This window comes from Allobosea sp. GW823-FHT01F03, from assembly GCF_058798075.1.
Genome location: NZ_CM179505.1, coordinates 4,412,987 through 4,434,834, shown reverse-complemented (window position 1 = coordinate 4,434,834; position 21,848 = coordinate 4,412,987). Strand labels below are relative to the sequence as shown.

Genomic DNA, 21,848 nt, shown 5'->3' with positions numbered 1-21,848 from the left:
GAAAACTTGAGTACCGGTATACCGGTTATTGATCGATGGCAAGACGGTTGGCTTGCGGGGCCACTGACGGCTTTGGAGCGTGCCTTCTCCTCGCTTTCCGGGGGCGCTTGACGAGCCGCACCTGCCGGATTTTCGAGCCGTGGGGCCGAGCCGGTTAGGTCGCTACGAAATCCGCGAGGTTCGGCTCAAGGGCTTTGTTATGCTTGAGCGTGTTCTTGATTATAAATGCAATCTATGGTTGTATATCCTGGGAAAGCAAGATATCCGGGGCATGCCATGTCTGCCACAGAACTGCTGGTCACGATTTTTCTCTCTGGAATGATGGGGTTGGTCGGTCAGGGGGCAAGGACCGTCATCGGGCTCAAGAAGCTTAATGATGCCAATGCAGGAAAGGATCCGGGTCAGGCTGACCTGTTCCTGGCGAGTCGCTTCCTGATCAGCCTCATGATCGGTTTCATTGCCGGTGTTCTTGCAGCTTTTGCGCTCAGTTTGGAGAAGCTGATCGGAGCGGGCAAGATAACTCCAGAAATTCTGCTCGGCATCGCTGCCGCCGGTTATGTCGGGTCCGATTTCATCGAAGGCTTTATTGCCAAGACGCCCGCTATCACCGCAGGAGCGGGGCCGGGCGTATCGGCCTCCGGCAGTGGCGCAGGAACGGCGAGCGGCTCAGCCAGTGATGGTCTCGCTGCAGGTTCGGGGACGCAATCCATCCTGGCGAGTCAGATCAATGCCGAGGCTGCCGGGCTGCGCGCCGAAGTTGCGTCGATCAGGTCGCTCTTGGCGGGCAATATGACCGAGGCCGGCTGGTCGCTGCTGTCAGGCGCGAGCGGGGCGACGCTGCTGACGCCCGAACTCGTGGCCCGACTCTTCGTGCCCGAGACGCCGCTCGGCAACATCAGGAGGCATCTGCCGAATGTGCGGGCGGGTCTGCGCGCCTATGGCCTGATCGACCGCGACATGCTGCTCATGGCGCTCGCGACGATCCGTGCGGAAACCGAAGGCTTCGTGCCGATCGACGAGTTCCAGAGCCAGTACAACACCGAGAAGGTGCCGTTTGATCTCTATGAGCCGGACACGCCGATAGGCAAGAAGCTCGGCAATACGGAAGCGGGGGACGGTGCTCGCTTCAAGGGGCGCGGCTTCGTGCAATTGACCGGCCGTTGGAATTACGCGGAGCTCGGAAAACAGATCAACGTCGATCTCGTCGCTCAACCGGAACTCGCAAACGATCCGAAAATCGCCGGCCAGTTGCTCGCTTGTTTCCTGGCGAACAAGGAAGACGCGATCCGAACCGCCCTCGCTGCCGGGGATCTCAAGACTGCCCGGAAATTGGTGAACGGGGGCAGTCACGGCTTCGACCGCTTCAAGGATGCCTATGACAAGGGCATCAAGTTCATTCCGGATGGTGTCGAGGTCTGAGGGGGCGTCCTCGTCCTTCACGCACCTTCGAGCAGCGCTTTGCGCCGCGCGAGTTCGCCGCCACAAAAATCCATGAAGGCGCGCACGCGTGGTGCATGGCGGATATCGGGATGGGTCAGGATCCACAGCCCGGTCGAGAATTCGGGCCGCGGCGGCAGCAGCCGCACCAGCCCGGGCCGCTGGTCGGCGATGAAGCAGGGCAGGGGGCCGATGCCAATGCCCTGCTCGACCGCTTCCGTCAGGCCGAGCACGGCGGAGGAGCGTAGCGCGATCCGCTCGGGGTCGACATGGTCGCGGACATAGCGGGCGGCCTTTACATAGCCGAGATGGTCGCCGAGCGTGACCCAGGTCCGCTTGTACAGCGCGCTGGGGTCGGCTCTTTCCTCGGCGGTCGCCGGCGCATCGGCGCGCGCATAGACGGCCCAGTTGAGATCGGCGAGCCGGCGCCCGATCAGGGTTTCACCTGGCGAGTCGCTGGCGCGGATGGCGACGTCGGCATCGCGGCGCGACAGGTTGAGGGTCTGGCTGGCGATGACGACGTCGAGCCGGATCAGCGGATGCGCGAGCCGGAAGGCCGCGAAGATCGGCAAAAGCATGTGCAGATAGAGCGTGTCGGTCGTCGTCATCCGGACTTCGCCGGAGGGGGTGAGGTCGCGCCCGGCCAGCCGCCGGCCGAAAGCGGTGACGTCCTCGTCGATCCGCGAGGCCAGCGCCGCCATCTCCTCACCGGCCGAGGTCGGTACATAGCCGGTCTTGCGGCGCTCGAAGAGCGCGTGGCCGAGCTGGTCCTCGATCTGGCCCAGCCGTCGGAACACCGTCGAATGGTTGACTTCGAGGGAGGCTGCGGCCCCGGTCAGGCCGCCTGCATCGGCGATCGCCTTGATCAGGCGGAAATCGTCCCAGGCTAGCTTCGGCATCGCAATCGGCTGGGCTCCCGGAAGGCTCAAGGCAGCATCGCGAAATCTTGCGCGATTGCAAGCTGCTCCCGGCGAGCGCGACAGATCGCCCGGTACCGGTGTCAGCGCGGCGCGGCGGCCCGGCCGAGACGGTTGTTGATCGCCTCGCCCAGTCCCTGCATCGGCACGGGAGCGACGGCGATGGTGGTCGCGCCGGCTTCGTCGAGCTGGCGCAGGGCGGCGAAGAGATTGGCCGCGGCTTCGGCGAGGTCGCCCTTCGTGCTGAGATTGAGCGAGAGCGGTGGCAGGGCGTGCCCCTCCGGCTCCGGCCCGAAGCCGAGCCAGGCCTCGCCGGGCAGCGGCGCCGCCGCCTCGAGCCTGACGGCCGCCTCCGGCGCGTAATGCGAGGCGAGCAGCCCCGGCGAGATCGGCGCGGCCCCCTGCGCCGCATCGGCGATGACGAGTTCGCGCCCGATCGCCGCCTCCAGCGCCGCGCGCGGCACGCCGCCGGGGCGCAGCAGTTTCGGCGCCCCGCCGAGACAGGCAACGATGCTCGATTCGAGCCCGATCTCGGTCGGGCCGGCTTCGAGCACGGCGTCGATGCGCCCGTCGAGATCGACCAGGACATGTTCTGGCAGGGTCGGGCTGACCCGTCCCGAGCGATTGGCCGAAGGGGCGGCGATCGGCCGGCCGGCGGCGGCGAGCACGGCATGTGCGACCGGGTGCGAGGGCACCCTGAGCGCCACGCTGGCGAGCCCGGCCCGGGCGAGGTCGCTGACCGTGCAGCCCGGTGAGACCGGTACGATCAGCGTCAGCGGTCCCGGCCAGAACGCTTTTGCCAGCGCGAGCGCGGCAGCATCGAACAGGCCCTCGCGCCGCGCGGCCGCGGTGTCGGGCAGATGCGATATCAGTGGATTGAAGCTCGGCCGTTCCTTGGCTGCATAGATCGAGGCGACGGCGCGGCCGTCGGTCGCATCGGCGGCGAGGCCGTAGACCGTCTCGGTCGGCAGGGCGACCAGTTTTCCGGCGCGAAGCAGCCTTGCCGCTTCGGCGATGCCGGCCTCGTCGGCCCGAAGGCGCTGCGTCTGGCGGGGTTCGGTCACGATCGCTCTTGAATGTTTATATATGAACTATAACAATGCCGGGCGGTCTGCGCAGGCGCGCACCGGCTTGCGCGTTGGCGGAGGGCATAGTTCGCCGCTAACATCGCCGTCAAACGCAACGCTGCAAAATGACCCGCCGCGGATTCGGCGGCGTCCAGGGAGAGGCTCATGTCGTATCGTGCTCCGGTCGAGGATATCCTGGCCACCATGCGCCATGTCGCCGGGCTCGATGCCCTGCAGGCGGACGGCCTCGTGCCCGAGCTGGAGGACGGCCTCACCGAGGCGGTGCTCGAGGAGGCCGCGAAATTCGCCGGCGATGTCCTCGCGCCGTTGAATGTGGTGGGTGACCGGCATGGCTCGACCCTGAAGGACGGTGTCGTCACCACCCCGCCGGGTTGGAAGGAAGCCTATCACGCCTGGGCCCAGGGGGGCTGGAACGCCTTGCCGGGGCCGGAGGCCTATGGCGGCCAGGGCCTGCCGACGCTGGTGCAGTCGGCCTGTACCGAAATGTGGAATTCGGCCGCCTTCGCCTTCGCGCTCGGCCCGTTGCTCACAGTCGGCGCGATCGAGGCGGTGCATGCCCACGGCTCCGATCATCTCAAGGAGACCTATCTCGCCAAGCTCGTCTCCGGCGAGTGGATGGGCACGATGAACCTGACCGAGCCGCAGGCTGGCTCGGATCTCAACGCCTTGCGCTGCAAGGCGGAGCGTGTCGGCGACGGCACCTATCGCATCACCGGCCAGAAGATCTTCATCACCTATGGCGAGCACGAGATGACGGACAATATCGTCCATCTCGTCCTCGCCCGCCTGCCCGACGCGCCGGCCGGGACGCGCGGCATCTCGCTCTTCCTCGTGCCGAAATATCTGGTCAATGCCGATGGCTCGCTCGGCGCGCGCAACGATGTCCGCTGCACCGGCGTCGAGCACAAGCTCGGCATCCACGCCTCGCCGACCTGCGCGATGAGCTATGGCGACAATGGCGGCGCGATCGGCTGGCTGATCGGCGAGGAGAACCGCGGTCTCGCCTGCATGTTCACGATGATGAACAATGCCCGCCTCAACGTTGCCGTGCAGGGCGTCGCCATCGCCGAACGGGCCTATCAGCAGGCGCTCGCCTTCGCCCATGAGCGCAAGCAGGGCACGGCGCTCGACGCCCCCAAGGGCGCGCCGATGAGCCCGATCATCGTCCACCCTGACATCCGCCGCATGCTGATGGAAATGCGCGCCAAGACGCAGGCGGCGCGTACGCTCTCGCTGCTGCTGGCCGCGACGCTCGATCGCTCGCACCGCGAGCCCGACGAGGCCAAGCGCAAGGCCGCGGCCGAGCGTGCCGCGATCATCACGCCCGTCGCCAAGGCCTATGCCACCGATATCGGCGTCGAGGTCGCCTCGACCGGCGTGCAGATCCATGGCGGCATGGGCTATGTCGAGGAGACCGGCGCCGCCCAGCATCTGCGCGATGCCCGCATCGCCACGATCTACGAGGGCACCAACGGCATCCAGGCGATCGACCTCGTGCTGCGCAAGCTGCCGCTCTCCAATGGCGAGGCGGTCAAGGCGATGATCGGGGAGATGCGCGGCGTCGTCGAGCAGGTGCGCGAGGCCAATACGCCGGGCTTCGGCCACACGGCGGCGCGGCTCGGCGCTGCCGTCGACTCGCTCGAGCGCGCGACGCAGTGGATGCTCCAGACGATGGGCAACGACCAGGCGAGCGCGCTCGCCGGCGCGACGCCCTATCTCAAGCTCTTCGCGCTGGCGCAGGGCGGCACCGGCCTGGCCAGGAAGGCTCTGGGGCTGCGCGGCGAGGATGCCGGGGCGGCTGCGCTGGCGACGGCCCGCTTCTTCGCCGAGCACAACGCCGCCGAGGCGCCGGGGCTGGAGCTCGCGGTGACCGAGGGCGCCGGGGCCGTGGCGGATTCGGCCGCGGTCTTCGCGGCGTGACGCAGGCGCGCGCCCCGCTAGATGGCCGGGGCCGCCTTGCGGACGCGCATGTGCAGGAACAGCGGTGCGACGAGCGTGTCGTCGAGATAGGGCAGGGCGCGGGCCGTCTCGGGATCGATCGAGGGCTCGTGCATCATCTCGATGGCAAAGCCCGTCGCGACGATCAGGTTCACCCAGTCGCTCAGCGTGCGGTGAAAGCGCGGCACCCTGAACGGCGCGACGCTGGCCTTCTCGTGCTCCGGCGCGGCGCCGAAGCGCCAGCTCTCGATCTCGCCATCGGTGCTGCGGAAATAATCGCGGACCTCGATGGCGAGGACCTTGCGGTTCTCGTCGCGCACCACTTTGCGGTGCGGGGTCGCGAAGCAGGGATGCAGGATCGAGAATTGCAGGAAGCCGCCGGGCTTCAGCACACGCAGCACCTCGGCCAGCACCCTGTCCTGATGCGGCATGTCCATCAGCGACATGAAGGCGGTGGCGAAGTCGAAGCTGCCATCGGCGAAGGGCAGGGCCATGCCGTCCGCGATGCGATAGGCGATGCCGAGCGGGGCCTCGGCCTCCGCTTCCGTTGCGTGCCGGATGAAGGTCGGGGCGATGTCGATCCCGGTCATCCGTGCGCCGGCCTCGGCCAGCTTGCGCGTGTTCGAGCCTTCGCCGCAGCCGATGTCGAGCCCGTCGAGGCCGGCGATAGCGGGCAGGTTGGCGAGGAAGGCCGGGGTGTTCTGGGCGTCCCGGTAGAGGTCGTAGCCGGCCCGCGCATGGCGGGTCCAGGTTTCGGCATTGGCTTCCCAGCAGGCGGCGACTTCGCTCGCATCCATGGCTCGCCTCCTCGTTCGCGGGAGGAGGCTTCTAGGGCATTTCCGTTCGGCGCGAAACAACGCCGTCATTTCGGCGCGCTGCGCAGCGGCGCCCGTCATGCTCGCCCTTGTGGCGAGCATCCGCGTCTTGAATACCGCATGCGACAAGCGAAGGCGTGGATGGTCGGGACAAGCCCGACCATGACGGGTTGGGCGGTGCTCATGGCTTCCGGGCCCGCGCCTGCTGCCTGCTCCGGAATGATGGAGCGGGCTCGATGACCGCGGCTCCCCTCGCAAGCAAGATCTGCCTCGTCGCCGGCGCTTCGCGCGGGCTCGGGCGCGGCATTGCAAAAGCGCTCGGCCAGGCTGGCGCGACGGTGATCTGCACCGGGCGTTCGAGCGAGGCCGGGCCGCGGACCGATCAGCGGCTAGAAACCTTCGAGGACACGGCCCGCGAGGTCGAGGCCGCCGGCGGCAAGGGCCAGCCCTATCGCTGCGACCACACCAATGAGCGCGAGGTCGACCAGCTCGTCTCCTGGGCGTTGCGCCGCTTCGGCCGGCTCGACTGCGTCGTCGACGCGGTCTGGGGCGGCAATGAGGGCTATGATGGCGAGCGCTATCCCGACGGCTCGGCCTTCGGCGCTCCGTTCTGGCGTCGCCCCGTCGCAAGGCTGGGCGAAAGCTTCGAGAGCGGCGTCTATGCGCAATTGCTGCTGGCCCGCGCCGTCGCGCCGGCCATGGTCCAGATGCGCCAGGGTCTGATCGTCACGGTCAGCTTCGACACCGCCGGCTTCTATCTCGGCGATGTCTTCTACGACCTCGCCAAGACAGCGATGAACCGGCTGAGCTTCGCCATGGCGCAGGAGCTCAGGCCCTTCGGCGTCACCGCGCTCGCCCTGTCGCCAGGCCATGTCCTGACCGAGCGGGTGCGCGACGCCGGCATGGCGGAGGAGACGACCGAGACGCCGTTCTATGCCGGCCGGGCGGTCGCGGCGCTGGCCGCCGATCCCGAGGTCGCGCGCCATGCCGGCAAGGTGCTGCATGTCGCCGATCTCGCGCGGACCTACGGCTTCACCGATGCGGACGGCAGCCAGCCGGAACGCTTCACTCTGCAATCATAAGGCTGGAGGAAACCACCATGTCGCTCAAGGGCAAGACGCTTTTCATCACCGGCGGATCACGCGGCATCGGCCTCGCCATCGCCTTGCGGGCGGCGCGCGACGGCGCCAACGTCACCATCGCCGCCAAGACGGCCGAGCCGCATCCCAAGCTCGAAGGCACGATCTATACGGCCGCCGCCGAGATCGAGGCGGCCGGCGGCAAATGCCTGCCGCTGATGGTCGACATCCGCGAGGAGGAGGCGGTGGTCGCGGCGATCGCCAAGACGGCCGAGACCTTCGGCGGCATCGACATCCTCGTGAACAATGCCAGTGCGATCTCGCTGACCAATACGCAGATGACCGAGATGAAGCGCTTCGATCTGATGCACGAGATCAATACGCGCGGCACCTTCATGGTCTCGAAATACGCGATTCCCTTTCTGGAGAAGGCGGAGAACCCGCATATCCTGATGCTCTCGCCGCCGCTCGACATGAGCATGCGCTGGTTCGCCCCGCATCTCGCCTACAGCATGGCGAAATACGGGATGAGCCTGTGCGTGCTCGGTCTCGCCGGCGAACTCGCACCGAAGGGCATCGCCGTCAACGCGCTCTGGCCGCGCAGCACGGTCGCGACCGCGGCGGTCAGGAACCTGCTCGGCGGCGACAAGATGGTGCAGGCGAGCCGCACGCCCGACATGCTGGGCGAGGCCGCCTGGATGGTCTTCAACAAGCCGTCGCGCGAATTTTCCGGCAATTTCCTGATCGACGACAGCTTCATGGCCGGCGAGGGCGTTACCGATTTCACGCCCTATCGCGTCGACCCCTCGGTGCCGCTGATGCCCGACTTCTTCGTGCCGGCCGACAGCAAGCCGCCGCAGGGCGTCAAAGGCGGCATGTGACACGCCCGTCATCGGTTTGACACCGTCGGAGGTTTGGAGTTGGTGCCGCCCAGATCGGCGCTCCGGCGCCCATGCTTCCGGAAAGATCGCCGATGCTCCTGATCCATGGAATCTGCCCGGTGCGAGGCGATCGTCTCGTTCATCAGGAACTCGGACCGGAGGAGCCGATCCCCGCCGGGACGATCTGGATCGACCTGCTCAACCCGTCGACGCCGGAGGACGGCAAGGTCGAGCAGCATCTCGGCATCTCGATCCCGACACGGGAGGAAATGCATGATCTCGAGCCTTCCGAGATCATCTACGCCGAGAACGGCGCGCATTACATGACCATGCGGGTGATCTGCCAGTCGGACACCAATGTCCCGCGGCTCGCCGATGTCACCTTCATCCTGACCGAGCAGGCGCTCGTCACCGTGCGCTACGACCAGCCGGGCGCCTTCAATATCTTCCTCAACCGCGTCGGCAAGCCGGGCGGCTGCAGTCTCGAGCCCGCCGGGGTCATAGAGGGGCTGATCGACGCGATCACCGATCGCGCCGCCGAGGTGCTGCGCGGCGTCGGCGACCGGATCGACATGCGCTCGCGCCAGATCTTCGACGGCAACAGCGCCAATGTCGAGCAGGGGCGCGCCTATCAGGCCGTGGTGCGCCGCATCGGCCAGTACGAGCACATCATCTCGAATGTCCGGGAGAGCATGGTCTCGGTCGAGCGCGTGCTGCTCTACCTCTCGGCCAATTTCAAGCGCGCCAAGAAGGCGGCCAGCGGCTTCGCGCCGGAATGGCGCTCCTCGATCCGCGATGTCCAGGCCATCGAGGAGCACGCGACCTTCCTCTCCAGCAAGCTGCAATTCATGCTGGGGGCGACGCTCGGTCTCGTCAGCATCGAGCAGAACAAGATCATCAAGCTGTTCTCGGTCGTCTCGGTGGTGCTGATGCCGCCGACCCTCGTCGCCTCGATCTACGGCATGAACTTCAAGCTCATGCCGGAGCTCGACTGGCAGCTCGGCTATCCGATGGCGCTGGTGATGATGGTGGTCTTCGCCGTGCTGCCCTATCTGTTCTTCCGCTGGAAGAAATGGCTCTGACCCGCTGACGGCGGCGCGCGCTTCGCTTTTTCGGCTTCGCATCGGCCGCCCGCGCCCGGTAAGAAGGCGCGGATGACCCTGCCGCAGATTCTCTCCTGCTCGCTCGTCGCCGCGATGATGGCCGCCTTCGTCTGGGGGCGGCTGCGCTATGACGTGGTCGCGCTGCTGGCGCTGCTCGCCGGCGTCGCGCTCGGCGTCGTCCAGCCCAAGGACGCCTTCAAGGGCTTTTCCGATGACATCGTCATCATCGTCGCCAGCGCCCTGATCGTTAGCGCCGCTGTGGCGCGCTCGGGGCTCGTCGAGAGCGCGCTGTCGCGTATCGCGCCTGCCTTGCGCACCACCCAGACCCAGGTCATGGCGCTGGTCTTCACGGTCGCCGTGATGTCGGCGATCATCAAGAACATCGGCGCGCTCGCGATGATGCTGCCGATCGCCTATCAACTCGCGCGCAAGGACGGCAAATCCCCTTCCGTCTTCCTGATGCCGATGGCCTTTGCCTCGCTGCTCGGCGGCATCGTCACCCTGGTCGGCACCTCGCCCAACGTCATCGTCTCGCGGGTCCGCGAGGAGCTCGGCGGCCAGCCCTTCGCCATGTTCGACTTCACGCCGGTCGGTCTCGGCGTCGCCTTCTTCGGTTGTCTGTTCCTCGGCTTCGGCTACCGATTGCTGCCGAAGAACCGGCAGGGCTCGGCCTCGCTCGACCAGGCGCTCGACATCAAGGACTACGTCACCGAAGCCAGGATCCCGGCGAATGCGCCGCTGAGCGGCCGGACGATCGCCGATCTCAGGAAGCCTGCCGATGGCGAGGTCGAAGTCGTCGCCATCCTGCGCGGCGGCAAGCGCCGGCAGGCGCCACTGCCTGATGCCAGCCTGAAGGCCGGCGACATCGTGCTGCTGCGCGGCGAGGCCAAGGCGCTGGAGCGCGTCGTCGCCGAAGGCAAGCTCGAGCTCGTCGGGCAGAACCGGCCGACGAAGACCGAAGGCTCGCTCGATCCTGCCCGGACCGGCGAGGCGGTGGTGACGCAGGGCTCGGTCCTGGCGGGCGCGACCGCCGCCGAGCTCGATCTTCACGCCCGCTTCCATGTCAACCTGCTCGGCATCAGCCGGGCCGGCGAGCGCTTCACCGAGCGGCTGCGCGATATTCGTCTCGATGCCGGCGACGTCGTGCTGCTCCAGGGCGACGAGAAACTGCTGCCGGAGCGGCTGCGCGAACTCGGCCTGTTGCCGCTGGCGGCGCGCAGCCTGTCGCTGGGCAGCGCCCGCCGCAGGCTGATCACCGGCTCGGTGGTCCTGGGGACGGTTGCTGTCGTGGCTTTCGGCCTGGTGCCCGTCGCGGTCGCCTTCTTCTCGGCGGCCGTGCTGCTGCTGGCGCTGCGGGCGCTCTCGCTGCGCGACGCCTATGCCTCGGTCGAGGCGCCGATCCTCGTCATGCTCGCGGCGCTGATCCCGGTCAGCGACAGCCTGCGGACCACCGGCACCACCGATGTCCTCGCCGGCTGGCTGGCGCAGGCCGGCTCCGGCCTGCCCGGCTGGGGCGCCGTCGGGCTCATCCTGATTGCCGCCATGGCGGTGACGCCCTTCCTCAACAATGCCGCGACGGTGCTGGTGATGGCGCCGATCGGCGCCGGCTTCGCCAAGACGCTCGGCTACAATCCCGACGCCTTCCTGATGGCGGTGGCGATCGGCGCGGCTTGCGACTTCCTCACCCCGATCGGCCATCAGTGCAATACGCTGGTGATGGGGCCGGGAGGCTATCGTTTCAGCGACTATGCCAGGCTCGGCGCACCGCTCTCGCTGCTGGTCATCCTTTTGACCGTGCCACTGATCCTCTGGGTCTGGCCGCTGCGCTGAGTTCGGCGCCTTCGGGCAGCGATCCTGCTGCAAGAGAAGATTTTCATCCAGAAACAGCCTGTGCGGAGAATGTTCCATCTGCCGAGGCGGCGAAAAATGGAAGCCTGCGCCTTCGCTTAACTTGCTCAAATCGCTATATATGCAGGCATAAATTCAGCCGCATGACGGCGATCGACGAGTTTCTGACATGACAACCATGACGTCCCCAGCCGGCGTGAAGAGCGCCGGCACAAAGCCGTTCTATTCCAGCTTCGGTTTCCAGGTCCTGCTCGCCATGCTGGTCGGGCTCCTGCTCGGCTGGATCGCGCGCAATATCGGCCCGGATGCGGCCGGGCAGCCGAACGGGCTGACCGTCGCGCTCCAGACCACCGGCTCGATCTTCGTGCAATTGCTGCAGGCGTTGGTGCCGCCGCTGATCTTCACCGCGATCGTCGCCTCGATCAGCAATCTCCGGCAGCTTTCCAATGCTGCTGCCCTGGTCTGGCAGACGCTGCTCTGGTTCGCCGTCACCGCCTTCATCGCGGTGCTGATCGGCATCGCGCTCGGTTTGATCATTCAACCCGGCCTCAATTCCGGCGTCGCTGCGGCCAGCGCCAAGGCCCCCGCGACGGTCGGCTCCTGGCTCGATTTCCTGAAGGGCCTCGTGCCCGCCAACATGCTCGGCCTGCAGGCGACGACCCGTGTCGACGGCGGCGCGGCGACCACCCGCCTCGGCTTCAACGTTCTGCAATTGCTGGTGATCTCGATCGTCGTCGGCGTCGCGGCGCTGAAGGTCGGCGAGCGCGCCAACAGCTTCCTGTCCTTCAACGAGTCGCTGCTTGCCATCGTCCGCAAGATCCTGTGGTGGGTGATCCGGCTGACCCCGATCGGCACCATCGGCCTGCTCGGCAATGCCGTGGCGCAATATGGCTGGCAGACCCTGCAGCAGCTCTCCTGGTATGCTTTCGCGATCTATCTCGGCCTCGCCATCGTGCTGCTGATCGTCTACCCGGCGCTGCTTCTGCTGCACGGCCTCTCGCCAGCGCGCTTCTTCGCGGGCGCCTGGCCGGCGATCCAGCTCGCCTTCGTCTCGCGCTCCTCGGTCGGCACCTTGCCGGTAACCGAAACCGTGACCGAGAAGAGCCTCGGCGTGCCCCGTGAATACGCAGCCTTCGCCGTGCCGCTCGGCGCGACCACCAAGATGGATGGCTGCGCCGCGATCTATCCGGCGATCTCGGCGATCTTCGTCGCGCAGTTCTACGGCCTGCCGCTCGGCCTGCAGGAATATGTGCTGATCGTCTTCGTCTCGGTGATCGGCTCGGCGGCGACCGCAGGGCTCACCGGCGCGACGGTGATGCTGACGCTGACGCTCTCGACGCTCGGCCTGCCGCTTGCCGGTGTCGGTCTGTTGCTCGCGATCGACCCGATCCTCGACATGGGCCGCACGGCCGTGAACGTCGCCGGCCAGGCTCTGGTGCCGACCATCGTCGCCAAGCGCCAGGGCATGCTCGATCAGGCGCAATACGACCGCGCCGGCGACATCGACGCGCTCGAGGCTGAGGCGCAGACCGCCTGAGGCGGAATACGCCGTCTTTCCGGGCTCGCCGCTTCGCGGCGCCCCGGAAAGACGGCCGGTTCAATCCGAACCGATAACCGCGTGACCTCAGCTCATCACCCGGGCCAGCACATCCTTCAATCCGCCATTGCGTTCGAGCCAGCCGGGCACCGGCAGGTTCTTCGAGCGCAGGAATTCCGGATTGAACAGCTTCGACTGATAGCGCGTGCCGTAGTCGCAGAGGATGGTCACGATGGTGTGGCCGGGGCCGAGCTCTTTCGCCAGCCGGATCGCGCCGGCGACGTTGATGCCCGAGGAGCCGCCGAGGCAGAGGCCCTCTTCCTCCAGAAGCTGGAAGACCAGTGGGACCGCCTCTTCGTCCGGGATCTGGAAGGCGGTGTCGATCGGAGCGCCCTCGATGTTCTTGGTGATCCGGCCCTGGCCGATGCCTTCGGTGATCGAGGATCCCTCGGCCTTCAGCTCGCCGGTCTTGAACCAGGAATAGAGCGCCGCGCCCATCGGGTCGGCGAGGCCGATCCGAACCTTCGGGTTGAACCCCTTCAGTGCGATCGCCGTGCCGGCGAGCGTGCCTCCGGTTCCGACCGCGCAGATGAAGCCGTCGACCTTGCCATCGGTCTGTTGCCAGATCTCCGGGCCGGTCGTCTCGATATGGCCCTGGCGGTTGGCGACATTGTCGAACTGGTTGGCCCAGATCGCGCCATTGGGTTCGGTCTTGGCCAGTTCCTCGGCGAGGCGGCCGGAGACTTTCACATAGTTGTTGGGATTGACGTAGCCGACGGCCGGGACCTCGAGCAGCGTCGCGCCGGCGAGCCGCAGCATGTCCTTCTTTTCCTGGCTCTGCGTCTCGGGAATGACGATCACCGAGCGGTAGCCGAGCGCATTACCGACCAGAGCGAGCCCGATGCCGGTATTGCCGGCGGTGCCCTCGACGATGACGCCGCCGGGGCGGAGCGCGCCGCGCTTTTCTGCGTCACGGATGATGGCGAGCGCCGCGCGATCCTTGACCGACTGGCCGGGATTCATGAACTCGGCCTTGCCGAGGATTTCGCAGCCGGTTTCCCGCGAGGCGCGCTTCAGCCGGATCAGGGGCGTGTTGCCGATCGCTTCGACGACGCCGTTGCGGATAGTCATGACCACTTCCTCTCTGGCTGGCGCCGGCCCGATAACGGCCGGGAGCAGCAGGTCGCCACCATAATCGGTTCGCCCGTTACTTCACGGGATAGTTCTTCCAAATCTCCGCGAAAAAAGATGATGATTTCCCTCGCGACGCAGGAACTGATAGGCCACGCCTCGTCCTCAACCCTGCCCGGATCCGCATGTCTGCCCTTGCCATGAACGAAACCCTGGTGATCGCGCGGCTCGGCCAGCGCGGCGACGGCGTGGCCGAGACGGCGGACGGCCCGGTCTTCGTACCCTTCGCATTGCCTGGCGAAAGCGTCCGTGCGGTGCGGGACGGTGAACGGGCGCAGGTCGTCGAGATCCTGGCACCATCCGCGTCGCGCATCGCCGCGATCTGTCCGCTCTTCACCCGCTGTGGCGGCTGCGTCGCCCAGCATATGGGCGAGGAGCTCTACGCCGAATGGAAGCGCCAGCAGGTCGTCTCAGCGCTCGGGCGGGTCGGCTCGGGAGTGACCGTCGAGCCGCCGTGCGACGCCCATGGTACGGGGCGCCGGCGCGTCACCTTCCACGCCCGGCGCGAGGATGACGGCATGCGCATCGGCTTCATGGCGGCGCGCAGCCATGACCTGATCGCCGTCGATGCCTGCCCGGTTCTGGCGCCTGGTCTGGCGCGCGCCCCTTCCGTCGCCCAGCACCTCGCCAACCGGCTCGGCGGCTCGAACAAGCCACTCGATCTGCAGATCACCGCCTCCGAGGCCGGGCTCGACGTCGATATCCGCGGCCATGGCCCGGCCGGCAATGCGCTTCGTCGCACGTTGACCGAGGCGGCCGAGCGGCTCGATCTGGCGCGGCTTGCCATGCATGGCGACGTCATCGTCGAAAGGCGCACTCCCTTCCATCTCATGGGCAAGGCCGCGGTCACGCCCGGCCCGGGCGGCTTCCTGCAGGCGACGGCGCGTGGCGAGGAGGTCTTGGCCGAACTCGTGCTCGCGGCCCTACCCAAGGCGAAGCGCGTCGCCGATCTCTTCGCCGGGTGTGGGCCGTTCAGCTTCCGCCTGGCCGAGCGCTGCCACATCACCGGCTTCGAGAGCGACAAGACGGCGGTGCAGGCGCTGCAGCGCGGCGCCAGCAAGGCGCAGGGGCTGAAGCCGATCGTGGCCGAGGCCCGCGATCTCTTCCGCCGGCCGCTGCTGGAGCACGAGCTCGCGGCTTTCGACGCCGTCGTGCTCGATCCGCCGCGCGCCGGAGCTGAGGCGCAAGTTCGGCGGCTCGCGGGATCGAAAGTGCCCGTCGTCGCCTATGTCTCCTGCGATGTCGGCAGCTTCGCGCGCGACGCGGCGCTTTTGGTCGCAGGCGGCTATGCGCTGGAACGCGTGACGCCGGTCGATCAGTTCCGTTATTCCGCTCACATCGAACTCGTCGGCGTCTTCCGCAAGGCTGCCGGCCGCAAGTGATCACGTCTCCGGAGGCAGGATGAGCGCGTCCGTTACCGAAGCTCTGGCCGGCATCGTCGGCGCGAAACACGTCATCACCGACGCCGATGCGATGGTGCCCTATCTCAAGGAGCCGCGCGGCCTGTTCAAGGGCAAGGCGCAGGCGGTGGTGCGGCCGGGCTCGGTCGCCGAGGTCTCGGCCCTGATGAAATGGGCAAGCGAGACGGGTGCGACGATCGTCCCGCAGGGCGGCAATACCGGCATGGTCGGTGGCCAGGTCCCGGTCGCCGAGGGCCGGGAGATCGTCCTGTCGCTGCAGCGGCTCGACAAGGTCCGCGCGGTCGATGCTGCCGGCGACACCATGACCGTCGAGGCCGGCGTCATCCTGCAGAAGGCGCAGGAGGCGGCCGAGGCTGCCGGGCGGCTCTTCCCGCTCTCGCTCGCTTCGGAAGGCTCCTGCACGGTCGGCGGCAATCTCTCGGCCAATGCCGGCGGCACGGCGGTGATCGCCTATGGCAATGCCCGCGAGCTCTGCCTCGGTCTCGAGGTCGTGCTGCCCGATGGCCGCGTCTGGAACGGCCTGCGCCAGCTCCGCAAGGACAATACCGGCTACGACCTGAAGAACCTCTTCATCGGCTCGGAAGGCACGCTCGGCATCATCACCGCCGCGGTGCTGAAGCTCTTCCCGCTGCCGGCGGCACGCGCTACCGCCTTCCTCGCCGTGCCCGATCCGGACGCTGCACTGGCGCTGCTGAACAAGGCCAAGGCCAGCGCCGGCGGCACGCTCACCACTTTCGAGCTGATGCCGCGCATCGGCCTCGATTTCGTCGTGCGCCATGCCGATGGCGCCCGCGATCCGCTCTCGGAGCCCTCGCCCTGGTATGTGCTGATGGAGGTTTGTGCCCAGGCCGAGACCGGCCTTTCCGAAGCTGTCGAGAATTTTCTCGGCGAGGCGATGGAGGCAGGGCTCGTCACCGATGCGGTGCTCGCCGGCTCGCTCGGCCAACGCGCCGATCTCTGGAAGCTGCGCGAGATGCTCTCGGAGGTGCAGACCCATGAGGGCGGCTCGATCAAGCACGACGTCTCGGTGCCGCTGCACGCGGCCCCGGAATTCCTCAGACGCGCCATCGCCAAGGTCGAGGAGCTGGTGCCGGGCTGCCGGCCGGTGCCGTTCGGTCATCTCGGCGACGGCAACATCCATTTTAACGTCAGCCAGCCGGTCGGCGCCGACAAGGCGGCCTATCTCGCCGGTTGGGACGCGATGAACGCCGCCGTCCACGCCATCGTCACCGACCTCAAGGGCTCGATCTCGGCCGAGCACGGAATCGGCCGCCTGAAACGCGCGCTGCTGCCCGGCGTCAAGGACCCGGTCGAGCTCGATCTGATGCGCACGGTCAAGGCGGCGCTCGACCCCAAGGGCGTGCTCAACCCCGGCGCGGTGCTGTAGGGAGCCAGGCGAGGGCTTTCAGTTCCAGCGCCGTCATCCCGGCTGGAGCGAAGCGGAATGCCGGGATCCATCGTAAGGCGCAGCGTCCTTCAATGGATTCCGGAGCTGCGCGGCTTCGCCGCTTGTCCGGAATGACGATCCGGCCGGGTCCAGATCGCCCTTATACGCCCTCGCGAACCCGGCAGATCTCGGCCAGCGCCAGCACGAGATGGTAGAGCACCCTGACCGGAGCCCGGTCGGCGATCGGCCGCCCGCGCTCGTCGATCTGGTTGACCCAGAGCCCGCTCTCGCGGTCGACGAAGTGTCGGAAGATTAGCTCCACATGCCGTTCGAGCCGTGCCGCGGCATCCGCATCGCCCTCGAACTCGATCCGCGCGACGAGCGCCTTGAGATATTCGGTCTGCGGCCAGAGCAGCGCCGCGCCGTTGAGCACGCGGCCCGTCGGATCGACCTCGTTCACGACGAGGCCCGAGCCGTTGCCCGGCGTATCGACCTGACGCTGCCCGAAGGCATGGAGCTTGCGCGCCAGATCGCGCGCCTCGGCCGAGCCGGTCAGCCGGTCATGGTGATAGAGCAGCCAGGTCCATTCGAAATGATGACCGGGTTCCCGGATCAGCCCGCGCGGACCGGGAAAGGCCGCCCAATCCTCGCCGAAGAACTCGCCGAGCGTGCCGTTTCCGTCCAGCATGCGCTCCCGCATCAGCACAACCAGTTTGTCGGCGGTCGCCAGCCAGCGCGGATTGGGCGAAACCGCTGCGAGTGCGTGGCAAGCCTCAAGCAAATGCATATGCGGGTTCTGGCGCCGGGGCTGGGTATCCAGCGTATCCTCTTGAAAGCCGCCGGCCGGGTGCGCCAGCTCCCGCTCCAGAAAGTCCATGACCTCGCCGGCCATTGCCAGCACGCTCTGATCGTCGCTCGCCTTTGCGTACCAGCCGAGGGCGAACAGCACGAAGGCGAGATCGTAGAAATCGGACCTGCCGTCGACGACCTCTCCGTCCGCAGTACAGGAATGGACGAAGCGTCCGTCCGGCTGCCGTAGGGCGCCGGTCAGGAAGGCGATGCCGTGCCGCGCCGCCGCCAGCGCGCCGGATACGCCGAGCAGATGGGCATGGCTGAAGACATAGGTCAGGCGCGCCGTGACCAACGTCGTGCGGATCTCGCCAAGCTCGGGCTTTCCGTCCGGTGTGAGATATTCGACGAAGCCCGGCCGCGCCGGGTCGTAGGCGCGCGCGATCCAGCCCGGCAGCAGGCTGTCCGTCAGCCAGGAGCGAAGATCGTTCCGCGCAGGCGCCGACATGCTTTCAGTCCTCGAAGACACCGCCGTCATGGCATGCGGTCATGGCCGCTGCTCTGCCACCTCGGCGTCGGCGAAGCCAGAGGGCAGACGCATGGACCGCCGCCATTCAGTCGAGCACGGATTTTTCCTACTCGCGCCCGCTCAGGGCGTCGCGACATAGCCGTCGCGGCGCGGATCGCAGGCGCCTGTCAGTCTGCCAGTCGCAGGATCGCGCGCGACCGCCTGCATGCCGCCGACCCGCATCGTCCATCCGGTATCGAAGGGCGTGATCTCGTGGCCGCGCTGCCGCAGGGCGGCGATGGTCTGCGCCGCGATGCGATCCTCGACCTCGATGGCGCGGCCATCCCAGAGCCGGGCGCGCGGCGCCTCGATCGCTTCCTGCAGCGGCAGGCCGAAATCGACATGCTGGACCATGGCCTGGGCCTGCGTCTGCAGGATGCCGTAGCTGCCGGGTGTACCCAGCGCCAGCACCGGCTCGCCATTGCGGGTCGACAGGCTCGGCGACATGCACATCGGCAGTTCCGAGCCGGGCTGCGAGCGGTTCGGGCTGCCGGGCTGGACATCGGCCCAGTACAGGAAATTGTTGAGACAAAGGCCGGTGCCCGGCACGACCACGCCGCTGCCGAACGGGCTGCCGATGCTCTGCGTCACGCAGATCAGATTGCCTTCGCGGTCGGCGATCGAGAAGGAGGTGGTGTGCGCCGGGTCCTCGCCGGCGGGCGCTTCCGCCATCCATTGCTCGGTCGGGCCGGTGATCGGCTGGCCGTCGCGCAGGCGGGCACGCAGTTTTTCGACCGAGGCGTCGGACAGCAGCTCTGCGAGCTTTTCCGGCTTCGGATTGTTGTGGGCGATGCGCTGGCCGGCGGCGAGGCGGATGGCGCGGTAGACGATGTCGAGATGCTCGACGCCGTTGCGCTCCAGCCCGGCGAGCTCGAAGCCGTCGAGAATGCGCAGCGTCAGGAGGAACTGGAAGCCTTCGCAGGCCGGCGGCGGCACATGCACGAGCCGGTCGCGATAGGCGGCGGCGATCGGCTCACGCCAGCGCGGCGCGACCTTGCCGAGATCGGCCATGGTCAGCGTGCCGCCCTTGGCCTTGAGATGTGCGATCACGGTCTCGCCGAGCGCGCCGCGGTAGAAGTGCTCCGGCCCCTTGGCCGCGATGTCGGAGAGCGTACGGGCGAGAGCGGGCTGGCTCAGGATCTGGCCGAGTTCGACCGTATCGCCGCCATCCGGCAGGTAGTTTCTCGCCCAGTCGGCATGCAGCTCCGGGCGCTCGCGCAGCAGCGGAGCCTGTTCGTTGAACTCGGCGACGCCGAACTCGGCGAGCGGAAACCCGTCGGCAGCGAGCGCGATCGCCGGTGCGAAGATCTGCGGCAGCGACAGGCGGCCATAGGTGCGGTTGAGCTCGCACCAGCCGGCGAGGTTGCCGGGCGGGGCGACGGCGAGCGCGCCGCGCTCCAGATCCGAACGCTGGCTGAAGCGCTCGAGCGGGAAGCTGTCCGGCACGGGCGGCACGAAATCGAGGACGCGCACGCGGCGTTCGGCGGCCACCCACATCGTCGCCGAGCCCATGCCGGCGAGGCTCGACATGAACGGCTCGACGACATTGAGCGCCGCGGCGACAGCGCCGACCGCATCGAAGGCATTCCCGCCCTGGCTGAGGATGCGGGCACCGGCCTGGGCCGCCAGCGGGTGGGCGGCAGCGACCATGCCGTGCAGGGAGCTCATCGTCGGGCGGCGGCCATGCATGTCGGGCGTTCCTCAAATCGCTTTTGTCGTTGCCCGAGAGTAAGCGCGCGCTCGCCTCCCGCGCTAGAACAGGCTGCCCTGCGCATCGTCCTTGCCGCCCCGCCGCGAACGCATGGCGGGCTTGGGTTCGGACGGCTTAGGCGCCGACGCGGGATCGAAGGGCTGCTGCAATTCCGGCCCGTCATTGGCGACCTTGTTCACGGCATCGCCGAGCCGGATCATCTCCAGGAAGTCGTCGGGGGGAGGGCGCAGCAGCCCCCGCAGCGTCGCCGGCTCGGCCGCCGGATCGAGCCAGGCGTCGAAAGCCTCGGGTGGCACGATGACGGGCGAGCGATGATGGATCGCCGCCATCTGCCCGTTGGCGGGACCGGTCATCATCGCGACCGTGTCGATCTCCGAGCCATCCGGGCTGTGCCAGGTCTCCCAGAGCGCCGCGAAGGCGAAGAGGCCGCGATCTGGCCGGCGGAAGAGATAGGGCCGGTTTTCCTGCCGGCGGCCCTCGCCGAGGCGGTGCCATTCATAGAAGCCGTCGGCCGGCATCAGGCAGCGCCTTCGGGCGAGGGCAGCGCGGAAGGACGGCTTCTCGGCGGCGCTCTCGCTGCGGATGTTGATGACCAGCGGAAAGTCCTTGGGGTCCTTGACCCAGCCGGGGATGAAGCCCCAGCGCATCAGCATGAACTGGCGCGTGCCCTGTTCGAGCCTGACCACCGGCACCGGCTGCGTCGGCGCTATGTTGTAGCGCGGCGGAAAGTTCGGCTGCTCGCGATAGGCGAAGGCCTGGCGCATCGCTTCCGGCGGCAAGGTTACGGCGTAGCGGCCACACATGTCCTGTTCAGTCGACGTTCCGTTATGTCCGATCAATACTTTATTTGGGTTTGGGCACGCATATTCCCAGCGATTTCGAGGCCGCCCGGATGCCTGCTCCCGCAAGATCAGATGCGCCGAACGCGGCGGCCGGCTCTGGAGCTGCGCCCTCGCCGATGCGCCTGTCGACGGACTATCTGAACCGCCACAGCGAGGCGCTGATGCTGCTCGAGATGGTGCCGATGGACCGCACCGTCCTGGTCGAGCTGCAGGCGTGGCGGGCGGTCAGCTATTCCGAGCATTTTTTGGCCTCGTCGCTGCGCTGCGCCGCGGAAGCGCACGAGGCTTACCGGCGGCTCGGGTCACGCGAGGTCGCAGGCTTCGACGCGCTCTGCGCCGCCATGGACCGTCTCGTCCTCACCGCGACGGCGCTGCTCGACGAGATGCCGGACAGCGAAGACCCGGCCTTGATCGTCGATGTCGCCTGCCTGTCCCTGCGCCGCCTGATCGCGCGGGCCGCAGCCTTCATCAATGCCAATGGCCAGGGTGATGCCGCTCATATCGATCCCGGTGCGATACAGGCTGAGGTCGATGGGTTGATCTCCGGTTGAGGTTCAGCGCGCCCCGCCGATTAGGAATTCGCGGTTGCCGTCGCCGCCCTCGATCGGGGAGGGGATTGGACCCGAGACCCGGAAGCCGAGCGCGGCGGTGAGTTCGGCGATCTCGGCGCAGATCTCTGCCTGCAGGGCCTCGTCGCGCAGCACGCCCTTCTTCAGCGCCGAGCGTTTCGTCTCGAATTGCGGCTTCACCAGTGCGACGAGCTGCGCCCGGGGGGCCAGCAGCTTCGCCACGGCCGGCAGCACCAGCTTCAGTGAGATGAAGCTGACATCGATGACGGCGAGCCCCGGCGGCTCCCCGAGCAGGGCGGGATCGAGCGTGCGGATATCCTGGCTCTCCAGGCTGGTCAGCCTGGCATGGCCGTGCAGGCTCTCATGCAATTGCGACCGGCCGACATCGACGGCATGGACATGGGCCGCGCCGCGCCGGAGCAGCACGTCGCTGAAGCCGCCGGTCGAAGCGCCGACATCGAGGCAGGCGAGCCCGGCCGGATCGAAGCCGAAGGCGTCGAGCGCCGCCGCGAGCTTCACCCCGCCGCGCGAGACATAAGGATGGGGCGCCTGCGCCTCGATCGTCGCCGTGACCGCGACCGTCTCCGACGCCTTGCGCAGGACAACGCCATCGGCGCTGACCAGCCCGGCGGCGATCGCCGCCTGGGCGCGGGCTCGGCTCTCGAACAGACCGCGCTCGACCAGCCAGAGATCAGCGCGAACGCGGCGCGGCAGGCCGGCGGTCATG

The 21,848-nt window shown here is 67.6% G+C and carries 18 protein-coding genes; 10 read left to right on the top strand and 8 right to left on the bottom strand.

The features are described from left to right. The first annotated feature begins 276 nt into the window (after positions 1-276). Entirely contained in the window at positions 277-1,419 is a 1,143-nt protein-coding gene (locus tag AC3RCC_RS21230; RefSeq protein WP_492256506.1) for a glycoside hydrolase family 19 protein, read from the top strand. Positions 1,420-1,436: 17 nt separating this feature from the next. On the opposite strand, the gene AC3RCC_RS21225 is transcribed toward AC3RCC_RS21230, so the two are convergent. Both AC3RCC_RS21225 and AC3RCC_RS21220 read right to left on the bottom strand, forming a co-directional pair. Continuing rightward, positions 1,437-2,336 (bottom strand): LysR family transcriptional regulator, encoded by a 900-nt coding sequence (locus AC3RCC_RS21225; protein WP_492256505.1) that lies wholly within the window; start codon positions 2,334-2,336, stop codon positions 1,437-1,439. Between the two features lie 101 nt (positions 2,337-2,437). Further along, positions 2,438-3,418: an L-threonylcarbamoyladenylate synthase gene (locus AC3RCC_RS21220; RefSeq protein WP_291645146.1), complete on the bottom strand. Its 981-nt coding sequence runs from the start codon at positions 3,416-3,418 to the stop codon at positions 2,438-2,440. A gap of 168 nt (positions 3,419-3,586) precedes the next feature. On the opposite strand from AC3RCC_RS21220, the gene AC3RCC_RS21215 reads away from it, so the two are divergent. Then, on the top strand, positions 3,587-5,362 hold the full coding sequence (locus tag AC3RCC_RS21215; protein ID WP_492256504.1) for an acyl-CoA dehydrogenase family protein: 1,776 nt from the start codon (positions 3,587-3,589) through the stop codon (positions 5,360-5,362). 17 nt (positions 5,363-5,379) lie between these two features. Here the strand turns inward: AC3RCC_RS21215 and AC3RCC_RS21210 are convergent, their stop codons facing one another. After that, positions 5,380-6,177 carry a class I SAM-dependent methyltransferase gene (locus AC3RCC_RS21210; RefSeq protein WP_291645150.1) on the bottom strand — a complete coding sequence of 266 codons (798 nt, stop codon included), beginning with the start codon at positions 6,175-6,177 and terminating at the stop codon, positions 5,380-5,382. A 254-nt stretch (positions 6,178-6,431) separates the two neighbouring features. On the opposite strand from AC3RCC_RS21210, the gene AC3RCC_RS21205 reads away from it, so the two are divergent. The 5 genes from AC3RCC_RS21205 to AC3RCC_RS21185 all read left to right on the top strand — a co-directional run bounded on the left by AC3RCC_RS21205 (position 6,432) and on the right by AC3RCC_RS21185 (position 12,643). Then, the gene (locus AC3RCC_RS21205; RefSeq protein ID WP_492256503.1) at positions 6,432-7,277 is read left to right on the top strand and encodes an SDR family NAD(P)-dependent oxidoreductase; all 846 of its coding nucleotides are present in this window, start codon (positions 6,432-6,434) and stop codon (positions 7,275-7,277) included. 17 nt (positions 7,278-7,294) lie between these two features. Then, positions 7,295-8,155 (top strand): SDR family oxidoreductase, encoded by an 861-nt coding sequence (locus AC3RCC_RS21200; protein WP_492256502.1) that lies wholly within the window; start codon positions 7,295-7,297, stop codon positions 8,153-8,155. Between the two features lie 92 nt (positions 8,156-8,247). Beyond that, positions 8,248-9,237, top strand: a complete 990-nt coding sequence (locus AC3RCC_RS21195) for a magnesium transporter CorA family protein (RefSeq protein ID WP_291638906.1) — start codon at positions 8,248-8,250, stop codon at positions 9,235-9,237. 72 nt (positions 9,238-9,309) lie between these two features. Then, positions 9,310-11,088 carry an SLC13 family permease gene (locus AC3RCC_RS21190; protein ID WP_291638905.1) on the top strand — a complete coding sequence of 593 codons (1,779 nt, stop codon included), beginning with the start codon at positions 9,310-9,312 and terminating at the stop codon, positions 11,086-11,088. A gap of 187 nt (positions 11,089-11,275) precedes the next feature. After that, positions 11,276-12,643 (top strand): dicarboxylate/amino acid:cation symporter, encoded by a 1,368-nt coding sequence (locus AC3RCC_RS21185; RefSeq protein ID WP_291638904.1) that lies wholly within the window; start codon positions 11,276-11,278, stop codon positions 12,641-12,643. An 87-nt stretch (positions 12,644-12,730) separates the two neighbouring features. Here the strand turns inward: AC3RCC_RS21185 and AC3RCC_RS21180 are convergent, their stop codons facing one another. After that, positions 12,731-13,774 (bottom strand): cysteine synthase A, encoded by a 1,044-nt coding sequence (locus AC3RCC_RS21180; RefSeq protein ID WP_492256501.1) that lies wholly within the window; start codon positions 13,772-13,774, stop codon positions 12,731-12,733. A 185-nt stretch (positions 13,775-13,959) separates the two neighbouring features. Here AC3RCC_RS21180 and AC3RCC_RS21175 point away from each other — a divergent pair, with 185 nt between their 5' ends. Next, on the top strand, positions 13,960-15,216 hold the full coding sequence (locus AC3RCC_RS21175) for a class I SAM-dependent RNA methyltransferase (RefSeq protein WP_492256500.1): 1,257 nt from the start codon (positions 13,960-13,962) through the stop codon (positions 15,214-15,216). A 19-nt stretch (positions 15,217-15,235) separates the two neighbouring features. Further along, positions 15,236-16,642 carry an FAD-binding oxidoreductase gene (locus AC3RCC_RS21170; RefSeq protein WP_492256499.1) on the top strand — a complete coding sequence of 469 codons (1,407 nt, stop codon included), beginning with the start codon at positions 15,236-15,238 and terminating at the stop codon, positions 16,640-16,642. A 160-nt stretch (positions 16,643-16,802) separates the two neighbouring features. On the opposite strand, the gene AC3RCC_RS21165 is transcribed toward AC3RCC_RS21170, so the two are convergent. The 3 genes from AC3RCC_RS21165 to AC3RCC_RS21155 all read right to left on the bottom strand — a co-directional run bounded on the left by AC3RCC_RS21165 (position 16,803) and on the right by AC3RCC_RS21155 (position 20,513). Beyond that, positions 16,803-17,939: an AGE family epimerase/isomerase gene (locus AC3RCC_RS21165; RefSeq protein WP_492256498.1), complete on the bottom strand. Its 1,137-nt coding sequence runs from the start codon at positions 17,937-17,939 to the stop codon at positions 16,803-16,805. A gap of 141 nt (positions 17,940-18,080) precedes the next feature. Next, positions 18,081-19,688: a gamma-glutamyltransferase family protein gene (locus AC3RCC_RS21160; RefSeq protein WP_492256497.1), complete on the bottom strand. Its 1,608-nt coding sequence runs from the start codon at positions 19,686-19,688 to the stop codon at positions 18,081-18,083. A gap of 63 nt (positions 19,689-19,751) precedes the next feature. Further along, positions 19,752-20,513, bottom strand: coding sequence for an SOS response-associated peptidase (locus AC3RCC_RS21155; protein ID WP_492256496.1), 762 nt, complete (start codon positions 20,511-20,513; stop codon positions 19,752-19,754). A gap of 155 nt (positions 20,514-20,668) precedes the next feature. On the opposite strand from AC3RCC_RS21155, the gene AC3RCC_RS21150 reads away from it, so the two are divergent. Then, entirely contained in the window at positions 20,669-21,103 is a 435-nt protein-coding gene (locus tag AC3RCC_RS21150; protein WP_291645174.1) for a hypothetical protein, read from the top strand. 3 nt (positions 21,104-21,106) lie between these two features. Here AC3RCC_RS21150 and AC3RCC_RS21145 read toward each other — a convergent pair whose 3' ends face one another. Beyond that, entirely contained in the window at positions 21,107-21,847 is a 741-nt protein-coding gene (locus AC3RCC_RS21145; RefSeq protein ID WP_492256495.1) for a TlyA family RNA methyltransferase, read from the bottom strand. Between the last annotated feature and the right edge of the window lies 1 nt (position 21,848).